Annotated in this window: 18 protein-coding genes and 1 pseudogene; 10 read left to right on the forward strand and 9 right to left on the reverse strand. The window is 62.5% G+C overall.

The features are described from left to right. Positions 1 to 428: 428 nt before the first annotated feature. Positions 429 to 1,640: a tyrosine--tRNA ligase gene (tyrS, locus tag AC1DE1_RS20260; RefSeq protein WP_441601683.1), complete on the reverse strand. Its 1,212-nt coding sequence runs from the start codon at positions 1,638 to 1,640 to the stop codon at positions 429 to 431. A gap of 183 nt (positions 1,641 to 1,823) precedes the next feature. Here tyrS and AC1DE1_RS20265 point away from each other — a divergent pair, with 183 nt between their 5' ends. Then, positions 1,824 to 3,263, forward strand: a complete 1,440-nt coding sequence (locus AC1DE1_RS20265; RefSeq protein WP_441601684.1) for an OapA family protein — start codon at positions 1,824 to 1,826, stop codon at positions 3,261 to 3,263. A 4-nt stretch (positions 3,264 to 3,267) separates the two neighbouring features. Continuing rightward, complete coding sequence (locus AC1DE1_RS20270; RefSeq protein WP_441601685.1) at positions 3,268 to 4,386, forward strand: anhydro-N-acetylmuramic acid kinase; 1,119 nt, start codon at positions 3,268 to 3,270, stop codon at positions 4,384 to 4,386. Here AC1DE1_RS20270 and AC1DE1_RS20275 read toward each other — a convergent pair whose 3' ends face one another. The 3 genes from AC1DE1_RS20275 to AC1DE1_RS20285 form a co-directional block, all read right to left on the reverse strand. Continuing rightward, positions 4,387 to 4,689, reverse strand: coding sequence for a hypothetical protein (locus tag AC1DE1_RS20275; RefSeq protein WP_441601686.1), 303 nt, complete (start codon positions 4,687 to 4,689; stop codon positions 4,387 to 4,389). A gap of 85 nt (positions 4,690 to 4,774) precedes the next feature. Beyond that, positions 4,775 to 6,103, reverse strand: coding sequence for an AmpG family muropeptide MFS transporter (locus AC1DE1_RS20280; RefSeq protein ID WP_441601687.1), 1,329 nt, complete (start codon positions 6,101 to 6,103; stop codon positions 4,775 to 4,777). After that, positions 6,093 to 6,863, reverse strand: coding sequence for an exodeoxyribonuclease III (locus tag AC1DE1_RS20285; RefSeq protein ID WP_441601688.1), 771 nt, complete (start codon positions 6,861 to 6,863; stop codon positions 6,093 to 6,095). Before AC1DE1_RS20285 ends, AC1DE1_RS20280 begins: the two co-directional genes overlap by 11 nt. A 43-nt stretch (positions 6,864 to 6,906) precedes the next feature. On the opposite strand from AC1DE1_RS20285, the gene AC1DE1_RS20290 reads away from it, so the two are divergent. The 3 genes from AC1DE1_RS20290 (at position 6,907) to AC1DE1_RS20300 (ending at position 8,821) form a co-directional block, all read left to right on the forward strand. Beyond that, on the forward strand, positions 6,907 to 7,404 hold the full coding sequence (locus tag AC1DE1_RS20290; RefSeq protein ID WP_441601689.1) for a GNAT family N-acetyltransferase: 498 nt from the start codon (positions 6,907 to 6,909) through the stop codon (positions 7,402 to 7,404). 26 nt (positions 7,405 to 7,430) lie between these two features. Beyond that, positions 7,431 to 8,078, forward strand: a complete 648-nt coding sequence (pyrE, locus tag AC1DE1_RS20295) for an orotate phosphoribosyltransferase (RefSeq protein WP_441601690.1) — start codon at positions 7,431 to 7,433, stop codon at positions 8,076 to 8,078. A gap of 107 nt (positions 8,079 to 8,185) precedes the next feature. Then, entirely contained in the window at positions 8,186 to 8,821 is a 636-nt protein-coding gene (locus tag AC1DE1_RS20300) for a DUF4124 domain-containing protein (protein ID WP_441601691.1), read from the forward strand. Positions 8,822 to 8,870: 49 nt separating this feature from the next. Here the strand turns inward: AC1DE1_RS20300 and AC1DE1_RS20305 are convergent, their stop codons facing one another. The 5 genes from AC1DE1_RS20305 to AC1DE1_RS20325 form a co-directional block, all read right to left on the reverse strand. Beyond that, positions 8,871 to 11,204, reverse strand: coding sequence for a phosphomannomutase/phosphoglucomutase (locus AC1DE1_RS20305; protein WP_441601692.1), 2,334 nt, complete (start codon positions 11,202 to 11,204; stop codon positions 8,871 to 8,873). Between the two features lie 67 nt (positions 11,205 to 11,271). Further along, positions 11,272 to 11,742 carry a dUTP diphosphatase gene (gene dut / locus AC1DE1_RS20310; RefSeq protein WP_441601693.1) on the reverse strand — a complete coding sequence of 157 codons (471 nt, stop codon included), beginning with the start codon at positions 11,740 to 11,742 and terminating at the stop codon, positions 11,272 to 11,274. Next, positions 11,739 to 12,944: a bifunctional phosphopantothenoylcysteine decarboxylase/phosphopantothenate--cysteine ligase CoaBC gene (coaBC, locus tag AC1DE1_RS20315; protein WP_441601694.1), complete on the reverse strand. Its 1,206-nt coding sequence runs from the start codon at positions 12,942 to 12,944 to the stop codon at positions 11,739 to 11,741. The genes dut and coaBC overlap by 4 nt, the downstream gene beginning before the upstream one ends. Before the next feature lie 100 nt (positions 12,945 to 13,044). Beyond that, complete coding sequence (locus tag AC1DE1_RS20320; protein WP_441601695.1) at positions 13,045 to 13,944, reverse strand: SDR family oxidoreductase; 900 nt, start codon at positions 13,942 to 13,944, stop codon at positions 13,045 to 13,047. 48 nt (positions 13,945 to 13,992) lie between these two features. Next, complete coding sequence (locus AC1DE1_RS20325; protein WP_441601696.1) at positions 13,993 to 14,733, reverse strand: SDR family oxidoreductase; 741 nt, start codon at positions 14,731 to 14,733, stop codon at positions 13,993 to 13,995. 113 nt (positions 14,734 to 14,846) lie between these two features. On the opposite strand from AC1DE1_RS20325, the gene AC1DE1_RS20330 reads away from it, so the two are divergent. The 5 genes and pseudogenes from AC1DE1_RS20330 (at position 14,847) to AC1DE1_RS20350 (ending at position 21,402) form a co-directional block, all read left to right on the forward strand. After that, positions 14,847 to 15,749 (forward strand): LysR family transcriptional regulator, encoded by a 903-nt coding sequence (locus AC1DE1_RS20330; RefSeq protein WP_441601697.1) that lies wholly within the window; start codon positions 14,847 to 14,849, stop codon positions 15,747 to 15,749. A gap of 80 nt (positions 15,750 to 15,829) precedes the next feature. Further along, positions 15,830 to 16,360 (forward strand): annotated as a pseudogene (gene radC, locus AC1DE1_RS20335) (RadC family protein); the annotation flags it as partial. A 72-nt stretch (positions 16,361 to 16,432) separates the two neighbouring features. Beyond that, positions 16,433 to 17,716: a tyrosine-type recombinase/integrase gene (locus AC1DE1_RS20340; protein ID WP_477179285.1), complete on the forward strand. Its 1,284-nt coding sequence runs from the start codon at positions 16,433 to 16,435 to the stop codon at positions 17,714 to 17,716. Further along, entirely contained in the window at positions 17,717 to 19,399 is a 1,683-nt protein-coding gene (locus AC1DE1_RS20345) for a hypothetical protein (protein WP_477179286.1), read from the forward strand. It abuts the gene before it with no gap. Further along, the gene (locus AC1DE1_RS20350) at positions 19,396 to 21,402 is read left to right on the forward strand and encodes a hypothetical protein (RefSeq protein ID WP_477179287.1); all 2,007 of its coding nucleotides are present in this window, start codon (positions 19,396 to 19,398) and stop codon (positions 21,400 to 21,402) included. Before AC1DE1_RS20345 ends, AC1DE1_RS20350 begins: the two co-directional genes overlap by 4 nt. Positions 21,403 to 21,404 lie beyond the last annotated feature (2 nt).

Below are 21,404 nucleotides of genomic sequence, written 5' to 3' on the forward strand. Positions count from 1 at the left end.
TTCTTTCTGAAGCGTTGTTCCTAACCATAAACGTCAAGCTTTTGAATTGACTCTTAGGTTAGACGCTTGCATATATTGGACATTCAATCGTCCGTCGCAAGACGCCCACACAAGTCACCTGCGCACACTGTCAAAGATCTCAATCACTTGCAGTACGTTGCCGTTTCTGCGTTGGAACATTTCGTTCCGAGTGAGCCGCTCATCTTACATCGTTTTCCCTGTCCGTCAACACCTTCAGCGAAGAATTTTTGCTGTCGTTGTTGCCGTTGGAAGACGCTGCCAGCGGCGGGGAGGCGAATAATAGGCAGACACCCCACCTTTGACAAGCAATTTTTGAAATTATTTTTGATGTTTCGCGTAAGACGTTGTTCTCACGCGAAACTCTGTTGATGGATGCATCGCGATGACGTTGCGTCATCGCGATCAACTCATGCGAGCGTCAACAACACGCGCGCGAAGTTGCGCTTGCCGATCTGCAAAACCCCTTCAAAACCCGGCAAAAACACGCGTTGCGCATCTTCGACGACTTCCGCGTCGATGCGCACGGCGCGTTCCTTGAGTTTGCGATTCGCTTCGCCGTTGCTTGGCGTGAGGCCTGCCGCGGTCAGTAGAGCAGGCAAACGCAAGCCTTCCGCGGACACTGCAATTTCAGTGAGCGGCAGCAGGCTCGTATCGCCTTCGCCGCGCACGACGGCGTGCCATCCGGCGATCGCCTGTTCGGCGGCAGCAGCGCCGTGGAATCGCGTGGCCAATTCGCGCGCCAATTGCAGCTTCGCGTCACGGGGGTTAAGCACACCGGATTCCACCTCGAGCTTCATGCGCTTGAGGTCATCCAGCGAGGTGTCGAAGCTAAGCAACTCGAACCAGCGCCACATCAGCTCATCGCCGATCTTCAGGGTCTTGGTGACCATGTCGATGGCCGGCTCATTGATGCCGATGTAGTTGCCCAGCGACTTGGACATCTTGTTGACGCCGTCCAGGCCCTCCAGCAGCGGCATGGTGAGCACGATCTGCGGCGGCTGGCCGTGATGCTCCTGCAGCGCGCGGCCCATCAAGAGGTTGAACTTCTGATCGGTGCCGCCGAGCTCGACGTCGCATTTAAGTGCGACTGAGTCATAGCCCTGCACCAGCGGATAGAGGAATTCGTGGATGGCGATGGGCTGCTGGCCGGCGAAGCGCTTGGAGAAATCGTCGCGCTCGAGCATGCGCGCCACGGTGTGCTGGGCGGCCAGCTTGATCATGTCGGCTGCGGTCATCTGGCCGAACCACTCCGAATTGAAGCGCAGTTCGGTGCGCTCCTTGTCCAGCACCTTATAGACCTGGTCGGCGTAGGTCTGGGCGTTGGCCAGCACGTCCTCGCGGGAAAGCGGCTTGCGCGTGACGTTTTTGCCGGTCGGGTCGCCGATCATGCCGGTGAAGTCGCCGATCAGGAAAATCACCTGATGTCCCAGGTCCTGGAACTGGCGCATCTTGTTGAGCAGCACGGTGTGGCCCAGGTGCAGGTCCGGCGCGGTCGGATCGAAGCCGGCCTTGATGCGCAGGGGGCGACCGAGCTTCAGGCGGGCGACCAGCTCTTCCTGCTTGATGATTTCGTCGGCGCCGCGCGCGATGGTGGCCAGCGCCTGCTCAAGCTCGTTCATGTATTCCTCAAATTTTCGTTGTCTGGGCGGCACCGTAAAGCATAGCTTCCCGGCCGGTTCCGTTAAGTGTGCGTTAACCGAAAAGTTATCGCAACCCATTGATGGAAAAGGCGTTGACGCCCTTTACACAGGGCCGCTATGGTACGCGGCAATTAGAAATGTAGTACCTGGGGAACACCGGGCATGGGTGAGAGAAACGAAAACGCGCGCGCTGCGCGCAAACAGGCTATGCGTCGAAAGGCGCAGCAGCGTCACTCTCATTTTTACGAGCGGTGTGCCCATTGGTCCTTTGGTTGTCACGGTGAGGCCGAGCCTATCCGCTGGCATCGCGAGCGCTGGATTCTTGCCGGCACCGCCCTCCTTATTACCGCCGTTTCCGGCTTCCTGATTCCCGCCTGGGCCAGCGCCATGCGCCCGGACACGATTTCGACCGCGCACGCCGTGCTGCCGCTGGAACTGCCCAAGGCGGTCCCGGTGGCCGCCCAGGCCGCGACCGTGGAAGATTGGCACATCGTGCAGGTCCAGCCCGGCCAGACCTTGTCGGACCTGTTCCAGAGCCAGGGCCTGAGCCTCACCGACGTACAGCATGTGGTGGACCAGTCGGGCGATGCCAAGGCGTTGCACCACATCAGCCCCGGCCAGGAATTCGATTTTCTGCTCGACAGCGACGGCAGCCTCAAGGGCATCCGCTTCGACAAGGACGAATCCAACCGCACCACCATGCGCTTTGAGGCCGACAAGGCCACCGTTACGGCGGAAGCGCGCGAAGTGGAACATCGCGAACACGTCGCCCATGGCAGCATCGACAGCTCGCTGTTTGCCGCCGGCTCCAAGGCAGGCATGAGCAACCAGATGGTGCTCAAGCTGGCCGAGCTGTTCAAATACGACATCGACTTCGTGCAGGACCTGCGCGAAGGCGACAGCTTCACGGTGATCTACGACGACGTGTACCGCGACGGCGCCTATCTGCACGAAGGCGACATCGTGGCGGCGGAGTTCGTCAATCAGGGTGAGCGCTACACCGCCTACCGCTTCAAGAAAGAAGACGGCAGCTACGGCTGGTTCAGTGAGGACGGCCGCCCGATCCAGAAGTCGTTCCTGCGCATTCCGGTGGACTTCACCCGCATCTCCTCGCAGTTCAGCGCGGCACGCATGCATCCCATCCTTGGCCTGATGCGCGCCCACCAGGGCGTGGATTACGCCGCACCCACTGGCACGCCGATCCATGCGGCGGGCGACGGCGTGATCAAGTTCAAGGGCTGGATGAACGGCTACGGCAATTTCGTGATCGTGCAGCACAACGGCTCGATCAGCACCGCCTACGGCCACATGTCCAAGTTCGCCAATGAAAAGGTGGGCCAGCATGTGGGCCAGGGCGAAGTGATCGGCTATGTGGGCATGACCGGCCTGGCCACCGGCCCGCATCTGCATTACGAATTCCGCGTCAACAACGTGCAGCGCGATCCGCAGAAGGTGACGCTGCCCAAGCCCGAACCGCTGCCTGGCGCACAGCTGGCCAAGTTCAAGTCGCAGGTGGTGCAGCCGCAGCTGGCCCGCCTGAAGACGCTGGACGCCAACATGAAGCTGGCCAAGGCCAGCGGCACCAAGCGCAACGACGACTGATCCCGTGGATGACGCGACGGCGCTTTACCTTGGCCTGATCTCGGGCACCAGCGCCGATGGCATCGATGCCGCGCTGGTGAGTTTCGACAACGACAGGCCGCAGCTGGTCGATGCACTGGCCCACCGGTGGCCGGATGAGTTGCGCACGCGCCTGCTGGCCGTGGCGCAGGACGAAACACGATTGGACCTGGATGCCTATGGGCGTCTCGATGTCGCGATCGGCCAATGTTTCGCCGAAGCTGCCCAGCAGCTGTTGGACCGCAATCCGGCGCATGCGCCGCGCGTTCGGGCCATCGGTTCGCATGGGCAGACCTTGCGGCATCGCCCCACCGGCGAATTTCCTTTCACGCTGCAGGCGGGCGATCCCTCGGTGATCGCCGAACGCTGCGGCATCGATGTGGTGGCTGATTTCCGCCGCGCCGACGTGGCCGCCGGTGGCCAGGGCGCGCCGCTGCTTCCCGCGGTCCACGCCATGCTGCTGGGTCGTGCGGACGGTGTGCGCGTGGTGCTCAATCTGGGCGGCATTGCCAACATCACGGTGCTCGATCCGGCCGGCAAGGTGTTCGGGTTCGATACGGGCCCGGCCAATGGCCTGATGGATGCCTGGCATCTGCGCCATCGTGGCGCGGCGTACGACGCCAATGGCGCCTTCGCGGGCGCGGGTCGCATGGACGAGGCCTTGCTCAGTGCGCTGATGGCCGATCCCTATTTCGCGCTGCCGCCGCCCAAGAGCACGGGACGCGAACACTTCCATCTCGCCTGGCTGGAACAGCACGCCGGCATGGCGGCGCTGTCGCCTGCCGATGTGCAGGCCACGCTGCTGGAGCTCTCGGCACGCAGCATCGCCGAGGCGATCGAACGCCATGCGCCATCCGCTATCGATGTGCTGGCCTGCGGTGGCGGCGTGCACAACGCCGTACTGATGGAGCGGCTGGGACAACTGCTGGGTACGCGCACGCTGGCCAGCACCGCCGCGCATGGCGTGGATCCGGATTATCTGGAAGCCACGGCGTTTGCGTGGCTCGCGCGTCAACGCCTGCTGGGCTTGCCGGGCAATCTGCCCGCGGTCACCGGGGCACGGGGACCGCGCGTGCTCGGTGCGGTCTATTCCGCACCGCGCTGATCAGAAGCTCTCGTCGCCCAACACGCCGTGTGCCTGCGCCAACGCAGCCGTTGGAGCGCGGGAAAGGGCTTGCACGGCCTCCTGGAAGGCGGCCTTTTCCTTGGCATCCCACTGACCGCCCAAGGTGGTCAGGTCGCCGGGATCGAGCATGGTTTCGGCGAACACATTGGATGAGGCCATGCCAAGGCCATGGCGCAGTGCGTGCAGCACCACGTCATTGATCGACCACTGCCTTTCCTTGGCGAGCGTCTTGATGCGCTCGGCCATAAGGTTGTCGATATGGCGTATGACGAGGTCCGGCACGGACGCTTCCTCCGACAGTCACAAGCCCCCTGTGACTTGATCTTGTCACAGGGTCAAGGGCGAGACTATCGACCGCTTGGCTGATTCACACGCTGCCTTCTTTTGGAGCGGGCGCCGGATCGCCGGGGCGGTCCTTGCTGTAGCGAGGCCACAGATAAGTGAACAGCAGCGTGGCAGGAACGATGGAGATCACGGTCAGGACAAAATAACCGCCATAGCCCGTGGTCATGGCGATGCCGCCGGCGAAGAAGCCCAGCACCTTGCCCGGCAGATTGACCATGGAGCTGAGCAAGGCATATTGGGTCGCCGTGTGTTCACGGCTCACCAGCGAGGAAAGATAGGCGACGATCGGCGGACCCAGCACGCCGAGGGTAAAGTTCTCCACCGAAATCACCACCGTCAGCACCGCCAGATTGCCGGGGTGTGCGATCAGCCACAGATAGCCCAGGTTGCTGGCTCCGGCCAACACCATCGACACCCCCAGGCTGCGCCACGCGCCCCAGCGGGCCACGGCCGCGCCGCCGACGAAGACACCTACGATGCCGATCCATACGCCCCACAGCTTGGTGATCGTGCCGATCTGCGTCTGGGTGAACCCCATGTCCAGATAGAACGGGCCCATCACGCCGCCCACGGTCGCCTGCTCAGGAATCTTGAACAGCAGGATGAAGAGCAAGGTGACGCTCGCCAATGCCCATCCATAGCGTCGGAAGAAATCCGCGAATGGATCGATCACGCTTAGCTGCATCGCTGCACCCCAGCTGGGCGGCGTAGTCCGAACCACATCGGGTTCGCGCGCGAACAGCGTGGCCAAGATGGGGATCAGCATGGCCAGGGCGAAAACGACATAGATCACTGGCCAATCCAGATGGTCGGCCAGAATCAGCGCGCCGGCGCCGGTGATGATGAGCGCAATGCGGTAGCCCAGCGAATAGGTAGCCACCAACGCACCCTGGGTGGCCGTTGGTGCGATCTCGATGCGATAGGCGTCGACCGCGATGTCCTGCGTGGCACCGAAGAACGCGACGACCAAGGTCGCCGCCACGAACAGGGGCAATTGCGACGGCGTCAACCTGGCCATCGCCAGCAGACCGCCCATCACGGCGAACTGGGCCAGCAACAGCCAGCTGCGCCGCTGACCCAGCCGTCCCAAGGCGCCAGGCAGTCTGACGTGGTCCAGCAATGGCGCCCACAGGAACTTGAGCGCGTAGAACATCCCCGCGCTCGCGATCATGGTGATTTCCTTCAGCACGATGCCATGCTTTCGCAGCCAGATGGCGACGGTGTAGGACACCAGCAAGAATGGCAGGCCCGAGGAGAAGCCCAGCAGGAACATCGTCCAGGCAGCGGGCTGGGTAAACGCATGCCATACCGCGAGCTTCTGCTTTTTGGGCGGCGCCGCCTCAGTCGGCATAGTCGACGGTATACGGCGCGTGGTCCGAGAACCAGGAATCACGGTAGACCGAGCAGCGCTTCAGGCGATCGCGCAGGCCAGGCGTGACCAGCTGGTAGTCGATGCGCCATCCCACATTGTTGGCCCGCGCGTTGCCGCGGTTGGACCACCACGTATAGTCCTCGCCCTTGGGATGCAGGGTGCGATAGCTGTCGACCCACCCGTGCTTTTCGACCAGGTCGTTGAGCCATGCGCGCTCTTCGGGCAGGCAGCCGGAATTCTTCTGGTTGGACTTCCAGTTCTTGATATCCAGCTCGCTGCGCACGATGTTCCAGTCGCCGCACAGCACGTAGTCGCGGCCGCTCTTCATCCACTTGTCGAAGATCGGTGCGATCCATTCCATCGCCTTGAATTTGAACTGCTGGCGCTCATCGCCCGACGAACCCGACGGCACGTACAGCGACACCACGCTCAGGTTGCCGAAGCGGGCTTCGATGTAGCGCCCCTCGTTGTCGAAGGCATCCCAGCCCAGCTCGGTGAGCACCGCATCGGGCTCGCGCTTGGCGTAGATGGCCACGCCGCTATAGCCCTTCTTGCTGCTGGCGTCGCGATAGAAGCAATGATGGCCATCGGGACGGAACATGGCATCGGAAAGCTGGTCTTCCTGCGCCTTGGTCTCCTGCAGGCAGACCACGTCGGCCTTTTGCTGGCGTAACCATTCGAACACGCCCTTGGTACCGGCGGAACGGATGCCGTTGGCGTTGAGACTGATGATGCGCATACAAGGTGCCCGGGCTCGCGAGGGATGCGCCATCATAGCAACCATGTCCGATCGCCCCGATATCCGCGTCGTGCCTGCTGACGCCACGCGTTACCCGTCGTTGTTGCTGCTTCAGGTGCACGAGCCGCAGCGCGATTTCGTCGGCCCTGTGGCGGTGTCGCTGGCCGACGCGATGCTGTGCGAAGACAGCGAGGCCATGGCCATCCTGCGCAACGACGAGCCGATCGGCTTCTATCGCATCGAGAACAAGCCCCGCAGCATCGCGGACATGGATTTCGATGAGCCCACCCTTGGCCTGCGCTCGTTCTTCATCGACGCCCGCTGGCAGGGCCAGGGCCTGGGCACGCTCGCGCTTGCCGTCGTGATGCGCGATCTCGCGCAGCGCCATCCGGGTGCGCGCAACGTCGTGCTCACCGTCAACGTTCGCAACACGTCCGCGCTTGCACTGTATCGGCGCGCCGGCTTCCGGGAGACCGGCGGGCTGTACCATGGCGGGCGTTCCGGGCCGCAGCACGTGATGCTGGGCGCCCTGCCCCTCTGACCAAATCCGAACGAGAGAAAGCTGCCGTGCACGACTACCAGCGCGAATTCATCGAACTCACCCTGCAGCGCGACGTGCTGCGTTTCGGCGACTTCACCCTGAAGTCCGGCCGCCAGAGTCCGTATTTCTTCAATATGGGCCGCATCGATTCGGGCGCGGCGCTGGCCCAGCTGGGCCGCGCCTACGCCGCCGCCGTGGTGAATTCCGGCATCGAAGTGGACATGCTGTTTGGTCCGGCCTACAAGGGCATTGCGCTGGCCGCCGCCACGGCGATCGCCCTGGCCGACCAGCATGCTCGCGACCTGCCCTGGGCGTACAACCGCAAGGAAGCCAAGGATCACGGCGAAGGCGGCGTGCTGGTCGGCGCACCGCTGAAGGGACGCGTGCTGATCGTGGACGACGTGATGACCGCTGGCACCGCCGTGCGCGAATCCTTGGCGCTGATCCGGGCGCAGGGCGCCACGCCGGCGGGCGTGCTGATCGCACTCGACCGCCAGGAGCGCGGGCAGGGCGAGCTCTCCGCCGCGCAGGAAGTCACGGCTGACTACGGCATCCCGGTGATTGCCATCACCAGTCTCGGCGACGTGCTGGCCTATGCGGGCGGCCGCCCGGACCTGGCGGCGGAGCACGCCCGCCTGGTGTCTTATCGCGAGCGCTACGGCGTAAATGCCTGAATGGCGGGTGGTTGGCGAAGCCGGTCACACCGCATGCAGCGGCATCGTGCGAACGTCATGGTGTCACGATGTCGCCCGCTATACTTCCGCCTACAAGGGGGAATTCCATGCGTAAAACAGTTTTCGTCATCGCGTTGCTCGCGCTGACCACCGTCGTCTATGCACAAACCAAGGCGCCCACCTATCGGTATCGATGGAAGGATGCGGCCGGGCTGCCGCACTACAGCGACAGCCTCACCTCCGATGCCATGAAGTTCGGCTACGAGCTGGTGAATGATCGCGGCATCGTCGTGCAGCACGTCGACCGCCAGCTCACCCCGGAGGAGCGCGCCGCCGCCCAAAAGGCTGCCGAAGAGCAGGCCGTGGTGGATCGCGCCGCCGCAGAGCGCAAGCGCAACGACGCGCAGATGCTCGCGGCCTATCCTTCGGAAGCGGAATACAAGGCTTCGCAGCAGCAATATCTGGACAGCATGGACCAGCAGATCGCGACCACGCGGTCCAATCTGCGCAGCCAGGAAAAGGCGCTGACCGATCTGCTGACTCGTGCCGGCGACCTGGAGCGAGCCAAGCAACCGGTCCCTCCCTTCCTGAGCGAGGGCATTACCAAGCAACGCGACGTGGTGGCGCATCAGCGCGATGCGCTGGAGCGTGAGCAGAAGACCCGCGATGCCCAGGTTCAGAAGAACGCGCAGGATCTCGTGCACTACCGCGAACTGAAGGCTGCCGAGGCCAAGGGCCTGTAACGCCCACTTCGGCTTGCGAGAGAGCCCCGGCCATGCCGGGGCTTTTCATTTAGAACGGCAGCTTGAGTGAGGGATCGACCGCCAGCAGCTGCGCGCGGAATATTTTCTTGATGCGTGCGAGTGCGGCCTCGTTGTCTGCATCGAAACGCAGTACGAGAGTTGGCGTGGTATTGGACGCGCGCACCAGACCCCAGCCGTCGGACCAGTCCGCGCGCACACCGTCGATGGTGGTGAGGGTCGCGTCGCCAAACGTCGCCTGCTGGCGGAACGCTTCGATGAAGCGATAGTGGGCGCCCTCGTCCATCTCCACCTTGAGCTCAGGCGTCGACACGCCTTTGGGACAGGTGGCGAACAGTTCCTCCGGCGTGCGCTCTTCCAGATCGCCGGCAAGGATTTCCATCAGGCGCGCGCCGGCATAAATGCCGTCGTCAAAGCCGTACCAGCGCTCCTTGAAGAAGAAGTGGCCGCTCATTTCGCCGGCCAGCTCCGCACCCGTATCGCGCATCTTGGCCTTGATCAGCGAGTGGCCGCTGCGCCACATCATGGGGCTGCCGCCGGCATCCAGGATCACGCCCTTGAGATGGCCGGTGCACTTCACGTCGTAGATGACCGTGGCGCCGGGCTGGCGGGACAGCACGTCGCGCGCAAACAGCATCAGCGTGCGGTCGGGGAAGATGATCTCGCCATCCCTGGTGACCACGCCAAGACGGTCGCCGTCGCCATCAAATGCGATGCCGAGATCCGCGCCGGTCTGCTTCACCGCGAAGATCAGGTCTTCCAGATTGTGCGGGTCGGACGGGTCGGGATGATGATTGGGGAACGTGCCATCGACATCGCAGTAGAGCGGAATGACTTCGCAGCCGATGCCCTCCAGCACCTGCGGCGCCACCGCACCGGCAATGCCGTTGCCGCTGTCGATCACCACCTTGAGGCGACGCTCGGCCTGCACGTCGGAGGTGATGCGGTCGATGTAGTCGGGGATCACATCGACATGGCGCAGATTGCCCTTGCCGCCGCGCTCCAGCTGGTTGCCGACGATGCGCTGGTAGAGATCCTGGATGGCGCCCTCGGACAAGGTCTCGCCGCCCACCACAATCTTGAAGCCGTTGTAGTCGGGCGGGTTATGGCTGCCGGTCACGGCCACGCCACAACCCGTATTGAAGCGGTAGGCGGCGTAGTAAACGACCGGGGTCGGAACGGCGCCCAGCTCGATGACGTCGATGCCCGCTTCGCGCAAGCCGTCGCACAAGGCGCTCGCCAGCTCCGGACCCGACAGGCGACCATCGCGCCCCACCACGATCTCCGGCAGGCCCTTCTCGTGCATGACCGTGCCGATGGCCTGGCCGAGCAGGCGGGCCACTTCCTTGGTCAGCGACTTGCCGACCACGCCGCGCACGTCGTACGCACGGAAGATCACCGGGTCGACAGTCACCGGCGCGGGCGCAGCAGGCTTGGGCGCTGCGATGCGGGCGGGCGCCACAGGCGCTTCCGCCGCCTGCTCGGCTTCAAGCAGTTCCGACAGCACCGGTTCCGCCGCATCGTTGCGGACGCGGCGGACGCCCAGTCGATCGCGCATCCAGATCAGATAGATGCCCGCGCCCAGGCCCAGCAGTCCGAGCAGGGCCGTCAGCGGCCAGACGCGCGGCAATACGATATAAGCCGATGGCAGGGCCGCCAGCACGCTGAAGGTGCTGCCTTCGATCGCTCTGCCGTTCGCTTCGCGCTCGGCCGAGCCATTGCCGGTAGCGAGCAGACGCAGGTCACCGCGATCGTCGCCCTGACGCAGTTCCAGGCGTCCACCTGCGGTGGGGATGGATTCAAAGCGCTCCTGCAGCGGAGCGAACGGCAACGCCACCCAGGCCCACGCCTGCGGGTGTGCGGCCGGCCCCACCGGTATCACCAGCGCAAGCACGCGCGTGCCGTGGGCATCGGGCACGGACTGGGCCAAAGGCTTGCCATCGGCGGTTTGCGCCGCCATCAGCTGGGCCGCCTTGCCGTAGCCGAATACGCGATAGTTCGCATGCAGCACCTCGTCGAGGCTGCCGCTGTAGACATCCACCGCCAGCGCCTGGGGAAGGAGATGGCGCAGTTCGGTGGCGGCCTGGGCCGGATCGGACACGATGATGGCCGGGTCCAGCGAATGGACCGCCGCTTCCACGCGGCCCCGCTCGCTGGCAATGTCCGCCGCCAGGGCGTCCGCTGCCTGCTTCTGGGCGGCGTGCACGCGCTCGACCACGTTGCCTTCGTCGAAGATCTGCCAGGTCTGCCAGAGGCAGAACAAGCCACCGAGCACCAGCAAGGTGCCCGCGGCGAATGGCAGCAGCCGGCGTCCGTCGATGGATCCGGCAAAACTTCGGCTACCGACGTTGAAGATGTTGGCCATGTCCTGTCCCCGCACAGGCTATCTGGTCGCTTCCCATGCGAGCGCGAGCGCCCGCACCACTTTGCACTCAGTTGACCCCGGTCGAACCGAACCCACCCTCGCCCCGCTGCGACGGCGCAAACGCCTGCACCACCTTCAGCCGTGCCTGCGCCACCGGCACCAGCAACAGCTGGGCGATGCGATCGCCTACTTCGATGGTGTAGGGCTGCGTGCCGCGGTTCCAGCATGAAATCATCAAGGGGCCCTGGTAATCGGCATCGATCACGCCCACCAGGTTGCCCATCACCAAACCGTGTTTATGGCCCAGACCCGAGCGCGGCACGATCAGCGCGCACCAGCCCGGATCACCAATATGGATGGCCATGCCGCTGGGCACCAGCACGCTGTCGCCCGGTTGCAGGGTCAACGGCGCCTCGATGGCTGCGCGCAGATCCATGCCGGCGCTGCCGATGGTGGCAGCCTGCGGCAGGGGGATGACATCGCCCAGGCGCGGATCGAGGATCTTCAGCTCGACGTCGACTGCATTGCCAACCGTCACTGGCGCACCGCCCGGTAACGCTCGGCCACCTTGGCCACCAGCTGTCGCGCCAGTTCCGTCTTGGAGGCACGCGGCAGTTCGATGGCCCCATCAGGACCGTAAAGCGTGAGGGCGTTGTCGGCGGCTTCGAATCCGAGGCCACCGCCCACCTGGTTGGCGGCAATCATGTCTAATCCTTTGCGCTTGAGTTTGTCTTGCGCGTATCGCTCCACATCATGCGTTTCCGCGGCAAATCCGACCAAGAAGGGGCGCACGGTTTGCGCAGCCAGCGTGGCGAGGATGTCCGGGTTCTCGGCCAGACGCAGTTCCAGGGGCGCGCCGTCGTGCTTTTTAAGCTTGTGATCGGCAACGGTGGCCGGTCGGTAGTCACCCACCGCGGCGGCGGCGATGTAGATATTCGCATCGGCGCAGGCAGCCACCACCGCATCGCGCATCTGCTCGGCGCTGCGCACATCGATACGGCGCGTCATCCCCGGTGGCGTCGCCATGCTCACCGGGCCGGCCACCAGAGTGACCTCCGCGCCGGCCTGCGCGGCCGCTTCGGCGACGGCGAAACCCATGCGGCCGGAACTGCGGTTGCCGATGAAACGCACCGGATCGATGTCTTCATAGGTGGGCCCGGCACTCACGACGACCTTGAGCCCACGCAGGACTTGCGCGCCGAAGGAGCCGACGATCGCCTCGCGCAGCTCCAACGGTTCCAGCATGCGGCCCGAGCCGATATCACCGCAGGCCTGGTCGCCCGATGCAGGGCCAAGGATATGCACGCCACGCTGGCGGAGGATGTCCACATTGGCCTGCACCGCCGGATGCGCCCACATCTGCTGGTTCATGGCGGGCGCCACATACAGCGGCGCAGCGCTGGCCAGGCAGACGGTGGTCAGCAGGTCGTTCGCCATGCCGTGGGCAAGACGCGCAATCAGGTCGGCGCTCGCCGGTGCGATGATGATGCGCTCGGCCCAGCGGGCCAGCTCGATGTGACCCATCGCCGCTTCGGCTTCGGCGTCCCACAGGCTGGTGCGCACCGGCTGGCCGGACAGCGCCTGGAAGGTGGTGGCACTGACGAAGTGCGCCGCGTTTTCGGTCATCACCACGCGGACCTCGGCGTCGAGGTCGCCCAGGCGACGGACCAGTTCGCAGGATTTATAGGCAGCGATGCCGCCGGACACGCCCAGCAGGATGCGGCGTTGGGCAAGACTCATGTGATTGGGCCTGACTACCGTTTGGGGCGGTAGCTTACCGGAATCATTCGTCCTGCTCGGTAAAAGTGAAGCGGGCGGCTGATCACCGCCCGCCCTGTGCTCAAGCCGTCACGCGCGGATGAAGGATGTCATCCAGACCGATGCGGCGCAGCAGCTCCGCGCGGACGCGATCGGCCACGCCGTTGACGATCTCGGCACCGTCCTCGGAGGGATCGATATGCACGCGGAACGGACGCTTGCCGAAGGGCTTGTCCACCACCTCGACGATGGCCCGTGCGACGGCCTCCGGGTCGGCATCAGCCGGTTCCAGCGAGGCGAGTCCCTTGAAAGCCACTTCGCTGAAATCGCCGGTGGGGCCTTCGGCGTAGATCTTGGCAACCGCCTCATCCGCCGGCGCGCCGGCATGGGCGAAATGGTTGGTGCCCTTGGTAAAGGCGCCAGGTACCACGATGGAGGTCTCGATGCCCCAGCGCGCCAGCTCGCCGGCATAGCTCACCGCCAACGAATCCATGCCCGCCTTCGCGGCGAAGTAGGGCGCCAGATACGGTGGCGTGCCGCCGCGTACGCTGCTGGAGGACACCCACACCACCAGCCCCCGGCCTTGCTTGCGCAACTGCGGCAGGGCGGCGCGGTTGACGCGCTGCGTGCTCAGCACATTGGTGTCGTAGAGCTGGGCGAACTGTTCCGGCAGGAAGGCTTCGGCCGGACCGTAGGACATGTGCCCGGCATTGTGGATCACCACGTCCAGCCGCTGGTGCTCGGCCACGATCTGCGCAATCGAGGCATCGACCGACGATTGCGAGGCCACGTCCATTTCGATGGCGCGCAGGTCCACGCCCTGTTCCTGTGCATAGCGCTGCATATCGGCCACGCGATCCGCGTTGCGACCAGCCGTTTCGCGCATGCCGGCGTAGACGATGTGGCCGGCGTGGGCCAGCGCGCGGGCGCTCATCAGGCCGAAGCCGCTCGAAGCGCCGGTGATGACAATGACGTACTTCATGATGCGTTCTCCCAAAAAGGCATCGCGTGGCGATGCGGGTAAGTGGAATCAGACGAGGCCGCCGTTGGCGCGCAGCACCTGGCCGTTGACCCAGCTGCCGTCGGGGCCGGCGAGGAAGGACACGACGCTGGCGATGTCATCGGGCGTGCCCAGGCGCTCGAGCGGCGCAGCCTTGGCGAGCTGGTCGATCTGGTCCTGCGTCTTGCCCTTGAGGAACAAGTCAGTGGCCGTCGGGCCCGGCGCCACCGCATTGACGGTGATGGCCCGGCCGCGCAGCTCTTTGGACAGCACGTGCGTCATCGCTTCCACCGCGGCCTTGGTGGCCACGTAGACGCCGTAATTGGGGAAATTGAGGCCCACCACGCTGGTGGAGAAGTTGACGATGCGGCCACCCTGGCGCAGGCGCTTGCCCGCCTCGCGCAGCGTGTTGAAGCTGCCCTTGAGGTTGATCGCGATGGTGCGGTCGAACAGCGCATCGTCGGTATCGCTCAGCGGCGCCAGCTGCATGATGCCGGCGTTGTTGACCAGCACATCCACGCCACCGAACGCGGTTTCGGCCGCGTCGAACATCCGGCGCACCGCCACCGGGTCGGCCACATCGGCCTGGGCGGTCAGCGCATGGCCGCCAGCGCTTTCGATCTTGCGGGCCAGCGCCTCGGCGGAAGCGGCGTCGCCGGCGTAGTTGATGACCACCGTGAAGCCATCGCGGGCCAGACGCTCGGCCACCGCCGCGCCGATACCACGCGAAGCGCCGGTGACGATGGCGACTTTGGAAACCTGTGCAGACATGGGGAATATCCTCGGAAAGAGCCGACCCGTTGTCGGCGCAAGCAAAGGATGGACTTTTCCTTTGGCCGGATAATCTGCTTCAATCCGTCATCATCATTCGGATAAGTCGAACAGTGGACAAGGTCGACGCCATGCGCCTCTTCGCCCGCATCGTGGAGCGCCGCAGCTTCACCTTGGCCGCGCAGGACCTGGAGCTGCCGCGCTCCACCGTCACCGAGGTGGTCAAGCGCCTGGAAGCCCGGCTGGGCGTGCGGCTGCTCGAACGCACTACCCGACAGGTGCGGGCCACGCTGGACGGCGAGGCCTATTACCAGCGTTGCCTGAGCATCCTGGCCGAGATCGAGGAAGCCGAGGCCGCCTTCACCGGGGCACGCCCCAGCGGCCTGTTGCGGGTGGACGTGCACAGCGTGCTGGCCCGTCATTTCATGCTGCCGGGGCTGCCCGGGTTTCTCGAGCGTTATCCGGACATCCAGTTGCGTATCGGCGAGGGCGACCGCTACGTCGATCTGGTCCGCGAGGGCGTCGATTGCGTCCTGCGCGTAGGCAAGCCCACCGACAGCAGCATGATCGGCCGCCAGATCGCCACCCTGGTGGAAGGCACCTACGCGAGCCCCGCCTATCTGGAACGGCACGGCATGCCGACATCGCCCGACGATCTGGACGGGCACCAGATGGTGGCTTTCGTGTCATCCGTTTCCGGCAGCACGCTGCCGCTGGAATTCTGCGTGGACGGCGGTGTGCGCGAACGCCTGTTGCCCCATGCGGTAAGCGTGGCGGGCGCGGAAATGTACGTGGCCACTGCCCGACTTGGCCTGGGCCTCATCCAGGTCCCCTGCTATCGCGTCCAGGACGACCTCGCCTGCGGCACGCTGGTGGAAGTGCTGCCGCGATACCCACCCACGCCCTCGCCGGTCTACGTGCTGTATCCGCAGAACCGTCAGCTCTCACCGCGCGTGCGGGTCTTCATCGACTGGCTGAGCGGCGAGTTCGCGGCCCGGTTTCCGCCGACAAACTGACTCATCGTCGGCACGCATACCCACATGCGCTTCGCCGCGCGCCGATGGGCGCGCCCTTCATCGGACGGCAGGCTGTTCCGATGAGCATCCATCAATGGCCCGAGGGCGAGCGCCCACGAGAAAAACTGCTGGCGCGCGGCTGCGGCGCCCTCTCCGACGCCGAGCTGATCGCCGTACTGCTGGGCAGTGGCGTAGTCGGCAAAGATGCCATCGCGCTGGCCCGTGAACTGCTGGTGGTCAGCGGAGGCCTGGCAGCCCTGCTCACCGATCCGGGTGACACCATGCGCCTGCGCGGCATCGGCCCGGCCAAACGCGCCCGTCTGGTCGCGGCACTCGAACTGGCTCGGCGCACGCTGGCGGAGCAACTCACCGATCGCCGGCCGCTGGGCAACCCGCGTGAAAGCGGCAGCTACCTCAGCGCCAAGCTGCGGCACCTGCCCTACGAGGTGTTCGGCTGCCTGTTCCTGGACAATCGCCACCGGGTGCTGGCCTTCGAAGAACTCTTCCGCGGCACCATCGACAGCGCGAATGTGCATCCACGCGAAGTGGTGCGCGCCTGCCTGCGCCACAACGCGTCGGCGGTCATCCTTGCCCACAACCATCCCAAGGGTTACATAAAAGCCATAGACGCCTAAAGGCTACATGGAGTAGCGTGGACGCGACGAATTTATCCAGGAGGCTCAATGGCTTGGCTGGAAAACATTCTTTTGACACGGTATCAATTGACCGTGGAAAACGGCGCAGTTGTCCGCACCCCTCTAGGCAACCTAAATGTCCCTGACTTCCCCCAAATTTGCTGGGAGGACGGGTTCCCCTGGCGCGAGGTCAACCAATGGCTCTTGGCTCGACTTGAGAACGAACGGGACATTGCGACGATCGCATCTGACGCCCATTGCCTCCACGCATACGCCCAGTGGCTGGAGAAGACCGGGTTCGATTGGCTCGAGTTTCCGGTACGCCAACGGGATCGTTGCCTAGTCCGTTACCGTGGCCACCTGAAACAGGCAATGGAAGCCAACGACTTGCGCCCCTCCACCGCGACGATGCGAATGAGGGTTGTGATCAGTTTCTATCGCTGGCTTCGTGAGATCGGGATCCTAGATCTGGAAACTCCCTTATGGAACGAGCGGTCGTTCGCCATCCAAAAGTTCGACGAAATCGGATTCGTCCGGACGATCGAGGGTTCGACCACAGACCTATCCATACCGAATCGAGCAGCCAAGGGGCTTCGTCTTGAAGATGGTCTGTTACCGCTAAGCACGCAAGAGCGGGACAAGCTTCTTCAGCACGCCAGGGGACTCGCGTCCAAAGAGCTCTACCTAATGCTCTCGCTGGGATTCTTCACCGGCATGCGACTGGGAACAATCTGCGACCTGAAGTTAGAGACGATCTTCAATGCGTCCCGTGGCTCAACGACTGACAAGGTTCACTTCTTAGCAATCGGCCCCGGGGCGCGCCCAGCCGTTCACACGAAATTTCGCGTGACGGGCCAAGCCTTGATTCCGACCTCACTGCTTGAAGAGGTGCGCGACTATTGCATTTCATCACGACGATTCGAACGCCAGGAGAGAGCTTCGCCAGAGAACGCGAACCTCGTCTTTCTTACGCGTTATGGGAACTCGTATCTCGCCAAGCGGGGCCGCGACAAGAGCGCTTCCGTGAATGTTGAGCTTCACCGACTGAAGAAGACCATTGCATTAGAGGACCCGCGCGCCGAGAACTTCAAGTTTCACCAAACGCGCGCCACATTCGCCACGGAAGTCGCTCGTATCGCAGTTAGATATGTTGATGCAGCCACCGCCATCGGCATTGTCCAGAGTCTTCTGCTGCACAAGGACGAGCGAACGAGTGAGCAGTACGTCAAATTCAACGAGCATTCCGCGCTTAAGGCCGACCTTGCCAACGAGTTCAGCATCATCTTGGCGACAGCCCTTGGTCGCACCTCGGAACACGCGAGGCATCCGTAAATGCTACCCAGGCTCGATTTCGCTGAAGTGATTCGCGGCAAAGAAAAGTGGCCTTGGGATCTGACGATCTTTCTCCACCCTCACTCGCTGCAGGTTAGCAAACCGCACCGTCTCAAACGCATCCTGCAAGGGGATTTTGGTAAGCCCCGCAAACAACGCCTAAGGTTCGTGCAGAAGGTACATGAGGTACTCGAAGCCGACCTCGCAGGCGGAGGGTCCTACGCAACCCTTGATTCAAGAATGCGCGCCTTCCTGTTCTTCTTCAGATTCTGCGATGAACAGTCGATTGACCCAAATCTAGCGCCGAAAGCCCTTCTGGCGACCTTTCAGCGGTGGGTTGCTCACGACAGAAGCCACGCCGCTGACGTCAGTGGCCGGACTTTGTACTACCGAGTTAATTCCGTGGCCACAATTCTCGCCCGCGCAGCAGGTATGCGAGTGAGGGAATTCATGGTCGCTGTCAGCATGTCAGAGCCGCCCAGACACAAGCCTGTACTTCCTCCATCGGAGGACCGGCGACGCCTCGAGGATACAAGCAACTTCGTAGCTCACCTTGTTGAACTGATCGCCAATCTCACACAGGAATCAATCTCAGGACCGTTGCCAATCACGCTCAGATTCAGTTCGGGCGCCCAGTACCTTCACTACAGCCGTCGGCTCCCACCTGAAAAACTAAGATCACGCGTCAGCAAACAATCCGTGGTGGATCGCATGAGGCAGCGTGAGCGCCTCACACCTGCCTCCAAACCGTTTGACCGACGCCCGGTCATCAACCTTCGAATTGAAGCTGAGCTTCTCCATTTCATCGCTCAAACTGGGATCAACCTGTCTCAAGCCTTGAACTATTCCGTCGGTGATTTCAGCTATTCAAGTCATCTAGACGGCTACCAAGTCCGTCGTCGATACAAAGGTCGCCGAAAAGGCGAGGTTGAGTTTGAAATCTTTTCCGAATACCGACCTCATTTCGAAGCGTATCTTCGCTGGCGAAAGCTAATACTTGAGGATCCGGGAGATACGCGACTGTTTCCGTTTCTTGGTAAGCCACGAATCGACCATCACAAGTCCTTTGCTACAAGGGATGTGTTTCGCGCAATTAGCGTCCCTTTCGTCTCTCCACAGAAGTTGAGAGATGTCCGCGTTAACTGGCTCGATCGGCACGCGAAAGATCCGGCGATCGCTGCAACTATGTCCCAACATGCGGTGCAGACACTTATCACTCGTTACCGTCGTCCCGACCATGCAAAAGCTGCCACTGACCTCACAAGCTTCTGGCGAAAGTCCGACCCTGCGCTTGAAGCGGCAGGACCAGGCAAATGTTCGGGTGGACAAGCCGAGGCGGTTCCCGATGCTCCGGTCCAGGCACCGAGACCGGACTGTTTGGGTGCAGGAGGCTGCTTGTTTTGTTTCCATCATCGGGACGTTAGGAGTCTTGACTATGTTTGGAGTCTCGCGAGTTTTCGGCACCTAAAGTCACTGGAACTCAGCAAACAACGGGTCAGCATCAAAGGCGCCTCTCCTCCACCTACACAGGTTGTCATGGAACGCATCACGAAGAAGCTGCAGGCCATGGAAGCCATGGGGGAGCGATTCGTTGAATGGGTGAAGGAAGCACATCTCCGCGTTCGCGAAGAGCATTTTCATCCTGACTGGGCTGACCTGATCACACTCGCGGAGCGCGCATGAAGCCGACCTGGTTCTCCAACATTGACCACCCTCTAGTAAAACCTGGTGTGCCAGGTTTCGAACTCCCACGTTGGCCACCCCCAAAAGACTGGCCGGTGTCCGTGAACCGAGATGGCATTGTAGTGAGTCGCGTGGATGACGATGTCTATGATTACAGCGCCTATGCGAAGCGAGGACTTTGTGTCCACTTCAGCGATGAGCGTCTGACACCGATAAACCGTCGTCGCTACAAGAGGGTCGTTTGTTGGTGGCAATGGGGTTCAAGAGGGCGAGTGACCGCGCAGACCATCTCCACCTATGCTGCGATCATTAAGCCGCTCTTTCTTGCGGCATCTGCTCGCGGTCTTGACGTGAGTGAGTTTGCGGACATGCCACAGGCCGCGCAATTACTCGCACCATCTCTGGGAACGTCCACGTTTGACGTCTTTTTGATGCTTCTCGATGAGCTCCATACTCACCGTGGCGAGCTCGGCTTCAGGCTACTTGATCGTAAGGCACTGACAGATCTCACGCGGTTAATGCCCAAGCATGAGCTACAGCAGACGCCTTACATCCCTCCTCGCATTTGGCTCTATCAAGTAACCCGCCTCAAGGCTTGCGTCGACGACTTCGCGCAGCACAAGGATGCTTTGGTGGGCCTCTTCAATTATTGCCTGCGGTCCTATGTAGAGAACTACGGCTCCATCGAAGCGGCTTGCCACCCTGACAGCAGTAGGCGCCACGGTCCATTCAACTCGGACGTTTCCAACCCCCACACGTATCACGGCTCTTTCTACGATGTGGCTGAGCGATACGGTGTAAACCAGTTGTTTTCTCGCTGGCTTCGTCCGGAGTCGGGCAAAGCTGTTGATGAGCGGCTCGTTGGCATCCAGCGGCTTTCGAGCTACTTCAACCTGGTGCAGGCCGCCTCCATGATGCATCTTCTCAATCTCACAGCCATGCGAGGTTTGGAGGCAAAAGATCTTCGGCTAAGTTGTTTCGTCACGGAAGAGCACGAAGAGCTCGGCGAAGTTTGCTTGGTGCGAGGCAGCACAGAGAAAACAATTCGCGAAGAGGAGACGTATTGGGTCACATCACCGAGCGTCAAAGCTTCCGTTGAAGTATTGGCTTGCATCGCACGCCTGCGCATGTCGGTCGCCACAAAAGACCCGAACGTCCATCTGACAAAGCGCGACATCGACGATCCACTGCTCTTCACGCCAGGTTACGAACCCTGGGCTTCTATCAGTGATGCCATCCGCAGCAGGGGGCCCGATGCTCGTCAGCGACTCCAGTACGGTGCTTTCACTGAGCGATTCCCCGCCCTATTCGACAGCCGCGAGCTGACAATCACGGAAGAAGACCTCAACGTCGCCCGACTCATCACACCAACGCTAGATCCTGACCTATTCAAGATCGGCAGCATATGGCCTCTGGCGGCTCATCAGCTACGTCGCACAGCCGCGGTCAATATGGTGGCTTCCGGACTAGTCGACATACGCTCCCTCCAGTACCAACTGAAGCACCTTACCCGAATGCAATCACTCTACTATGGGCGCGGCTTCTCAAAGCTCCATCTAAGCCAGCGAGCTATCGAAGAATTCGTAAGAACAACCTACGAAATGCTTGCCCTGCAGGCGGATCAGTTGAGCGACAACCGCTACCTGTCGCCATTAGGCCCCGAGAACAAGCAACGTATTCTCCGATTCGTTGAAGACATCGACCCCAAGGACAGGCTAAAGGCAGCAAAGCGAGGGCAATTCTCCCTTCGACCCACGCTGCTAGGTTTGTGCGCCAAGTGTGGCCCGTGCCCTCACGGCGGCATCGACAACGTCGCGCGCTGCGTGCGATGCGCCGATGCACTGGTTGACTGCAAGAAGCTTCCAGACATCAAGCTTTTGCAGCGGAGCGTGAAGAGCCATATAGCTGCCGCCTCTCCAGGTTCTCCACGAAAGCGCAGCCTTAAAGCACAACAAACCAGTCTAATGACTGCTCGAAGACTGATTGAATCAACGGAGACCTGAGC

The sequence above is a fragment of the Dyella sp. 05T440 genome (assembly GCF_056395965.1).

What these genes read in the sequence shown, in the direction of transcription:
- coaBC (WP_441601694.1), bottom strand. Translation starts at nt 12,944, where the DNA reads ATGAGTCTTGCCCAACGCCGCATCCTGCTGGGCGTGTCCGGCGGCATC.
- AC1DE1_RS20265 (WP_441601684.1), top strand. Translation starts at nt 1,824, where the DNA reads ATGGGTGAGAGAAACGAAAACGCGCGCGCTGCGCGCAAACAGGCTATG.
- AC1DE1_RS20305 (WP_441601692.1), bottom strand. Translation starts at nt 11,204, where the DNA reads ATGGCCAACATCTTCAACGTCGGTAGCCGAAGTTTTGCCGGATCCATC.
- AC1DE1_RS20340 (WP_477179285.1), top strand. Translation starts at nt 16,433, where the DNA reads ATGGCTTGGCTGGAAAACATTCTTTTGACACGGTATCAATTGACCGTG.
- AC1DE1_RS20320 (WP_441601695.1), bottom strand. Translation starts at nt 13,944, where the DNA reads ATGAAGTACGTCATTGTCATCACCGGCGCTTCGAGCGGCTTCGGCCTG.
- AC1DE1_RS20325 (WP_441601696.1), bottom strand. Translation starts at nt 14,733, where the DNA reads ATGTCTGCACAGGTTTCCAAAGTCGCCATCGTCACCGGCGCTTCGCGT.
- AC1DE1_RS20350 (WP_477179287.1), top strand. Translation starts at nt 19,396, where the DNA reads ATGAAGCCGACCTGGTTCTCCAACATTGACCACCCTCTAGTAAAACCT.
- AC1DE1_RS20345 (WP_477179286.1), top strand. Translation starts at nt 17,717, where the DNA reads ATGCTACCCAGGCTCGATTTCGCTGAAGTGATTCGCGGCAAAGAAAAG.
- AC1DE1_RS20285 (WP_441601688.1), bottom strand. Translation starts at nt 6,863, where the DNA reads ATGCGCATCATCAGTCTCAACGCCAACGGCATCCGTTCCGCCGGTACC.
- AC1DE1_RS20300 (WP_441601691.1), top strand. Translation starts at nt 8,186, where the DNA reads ATGCGTAAAACAGTTTTCGTCATCGCGTTGCTCGCGCTGACCACCGTC.
- AC1DE1_RS20280 (WP_441601687.1), bottom strand. Translation starts at nt 6,103, where the DNA reads ATGCCGACTGAGGCGGCGCCGCCCAAAAAGCAGAAGCTCGCGGTATGG.
- tyrS (WP_441601683.1), bottom strand. Translation starts at nt 1,640, where the DNA reads ATGAACGAGCTTGAGCAGGCGCTGGCCACCATCGCGCGCGGCGCCGAC.
- AC1DE1_RS20290 (WP_441601689.1), top strand. Translation starts at nt 6,907, where the DNA reads ATGTCCGATCGCCCCGATATCCGCGTCGTGCCTGCTGACGCCACGCGT.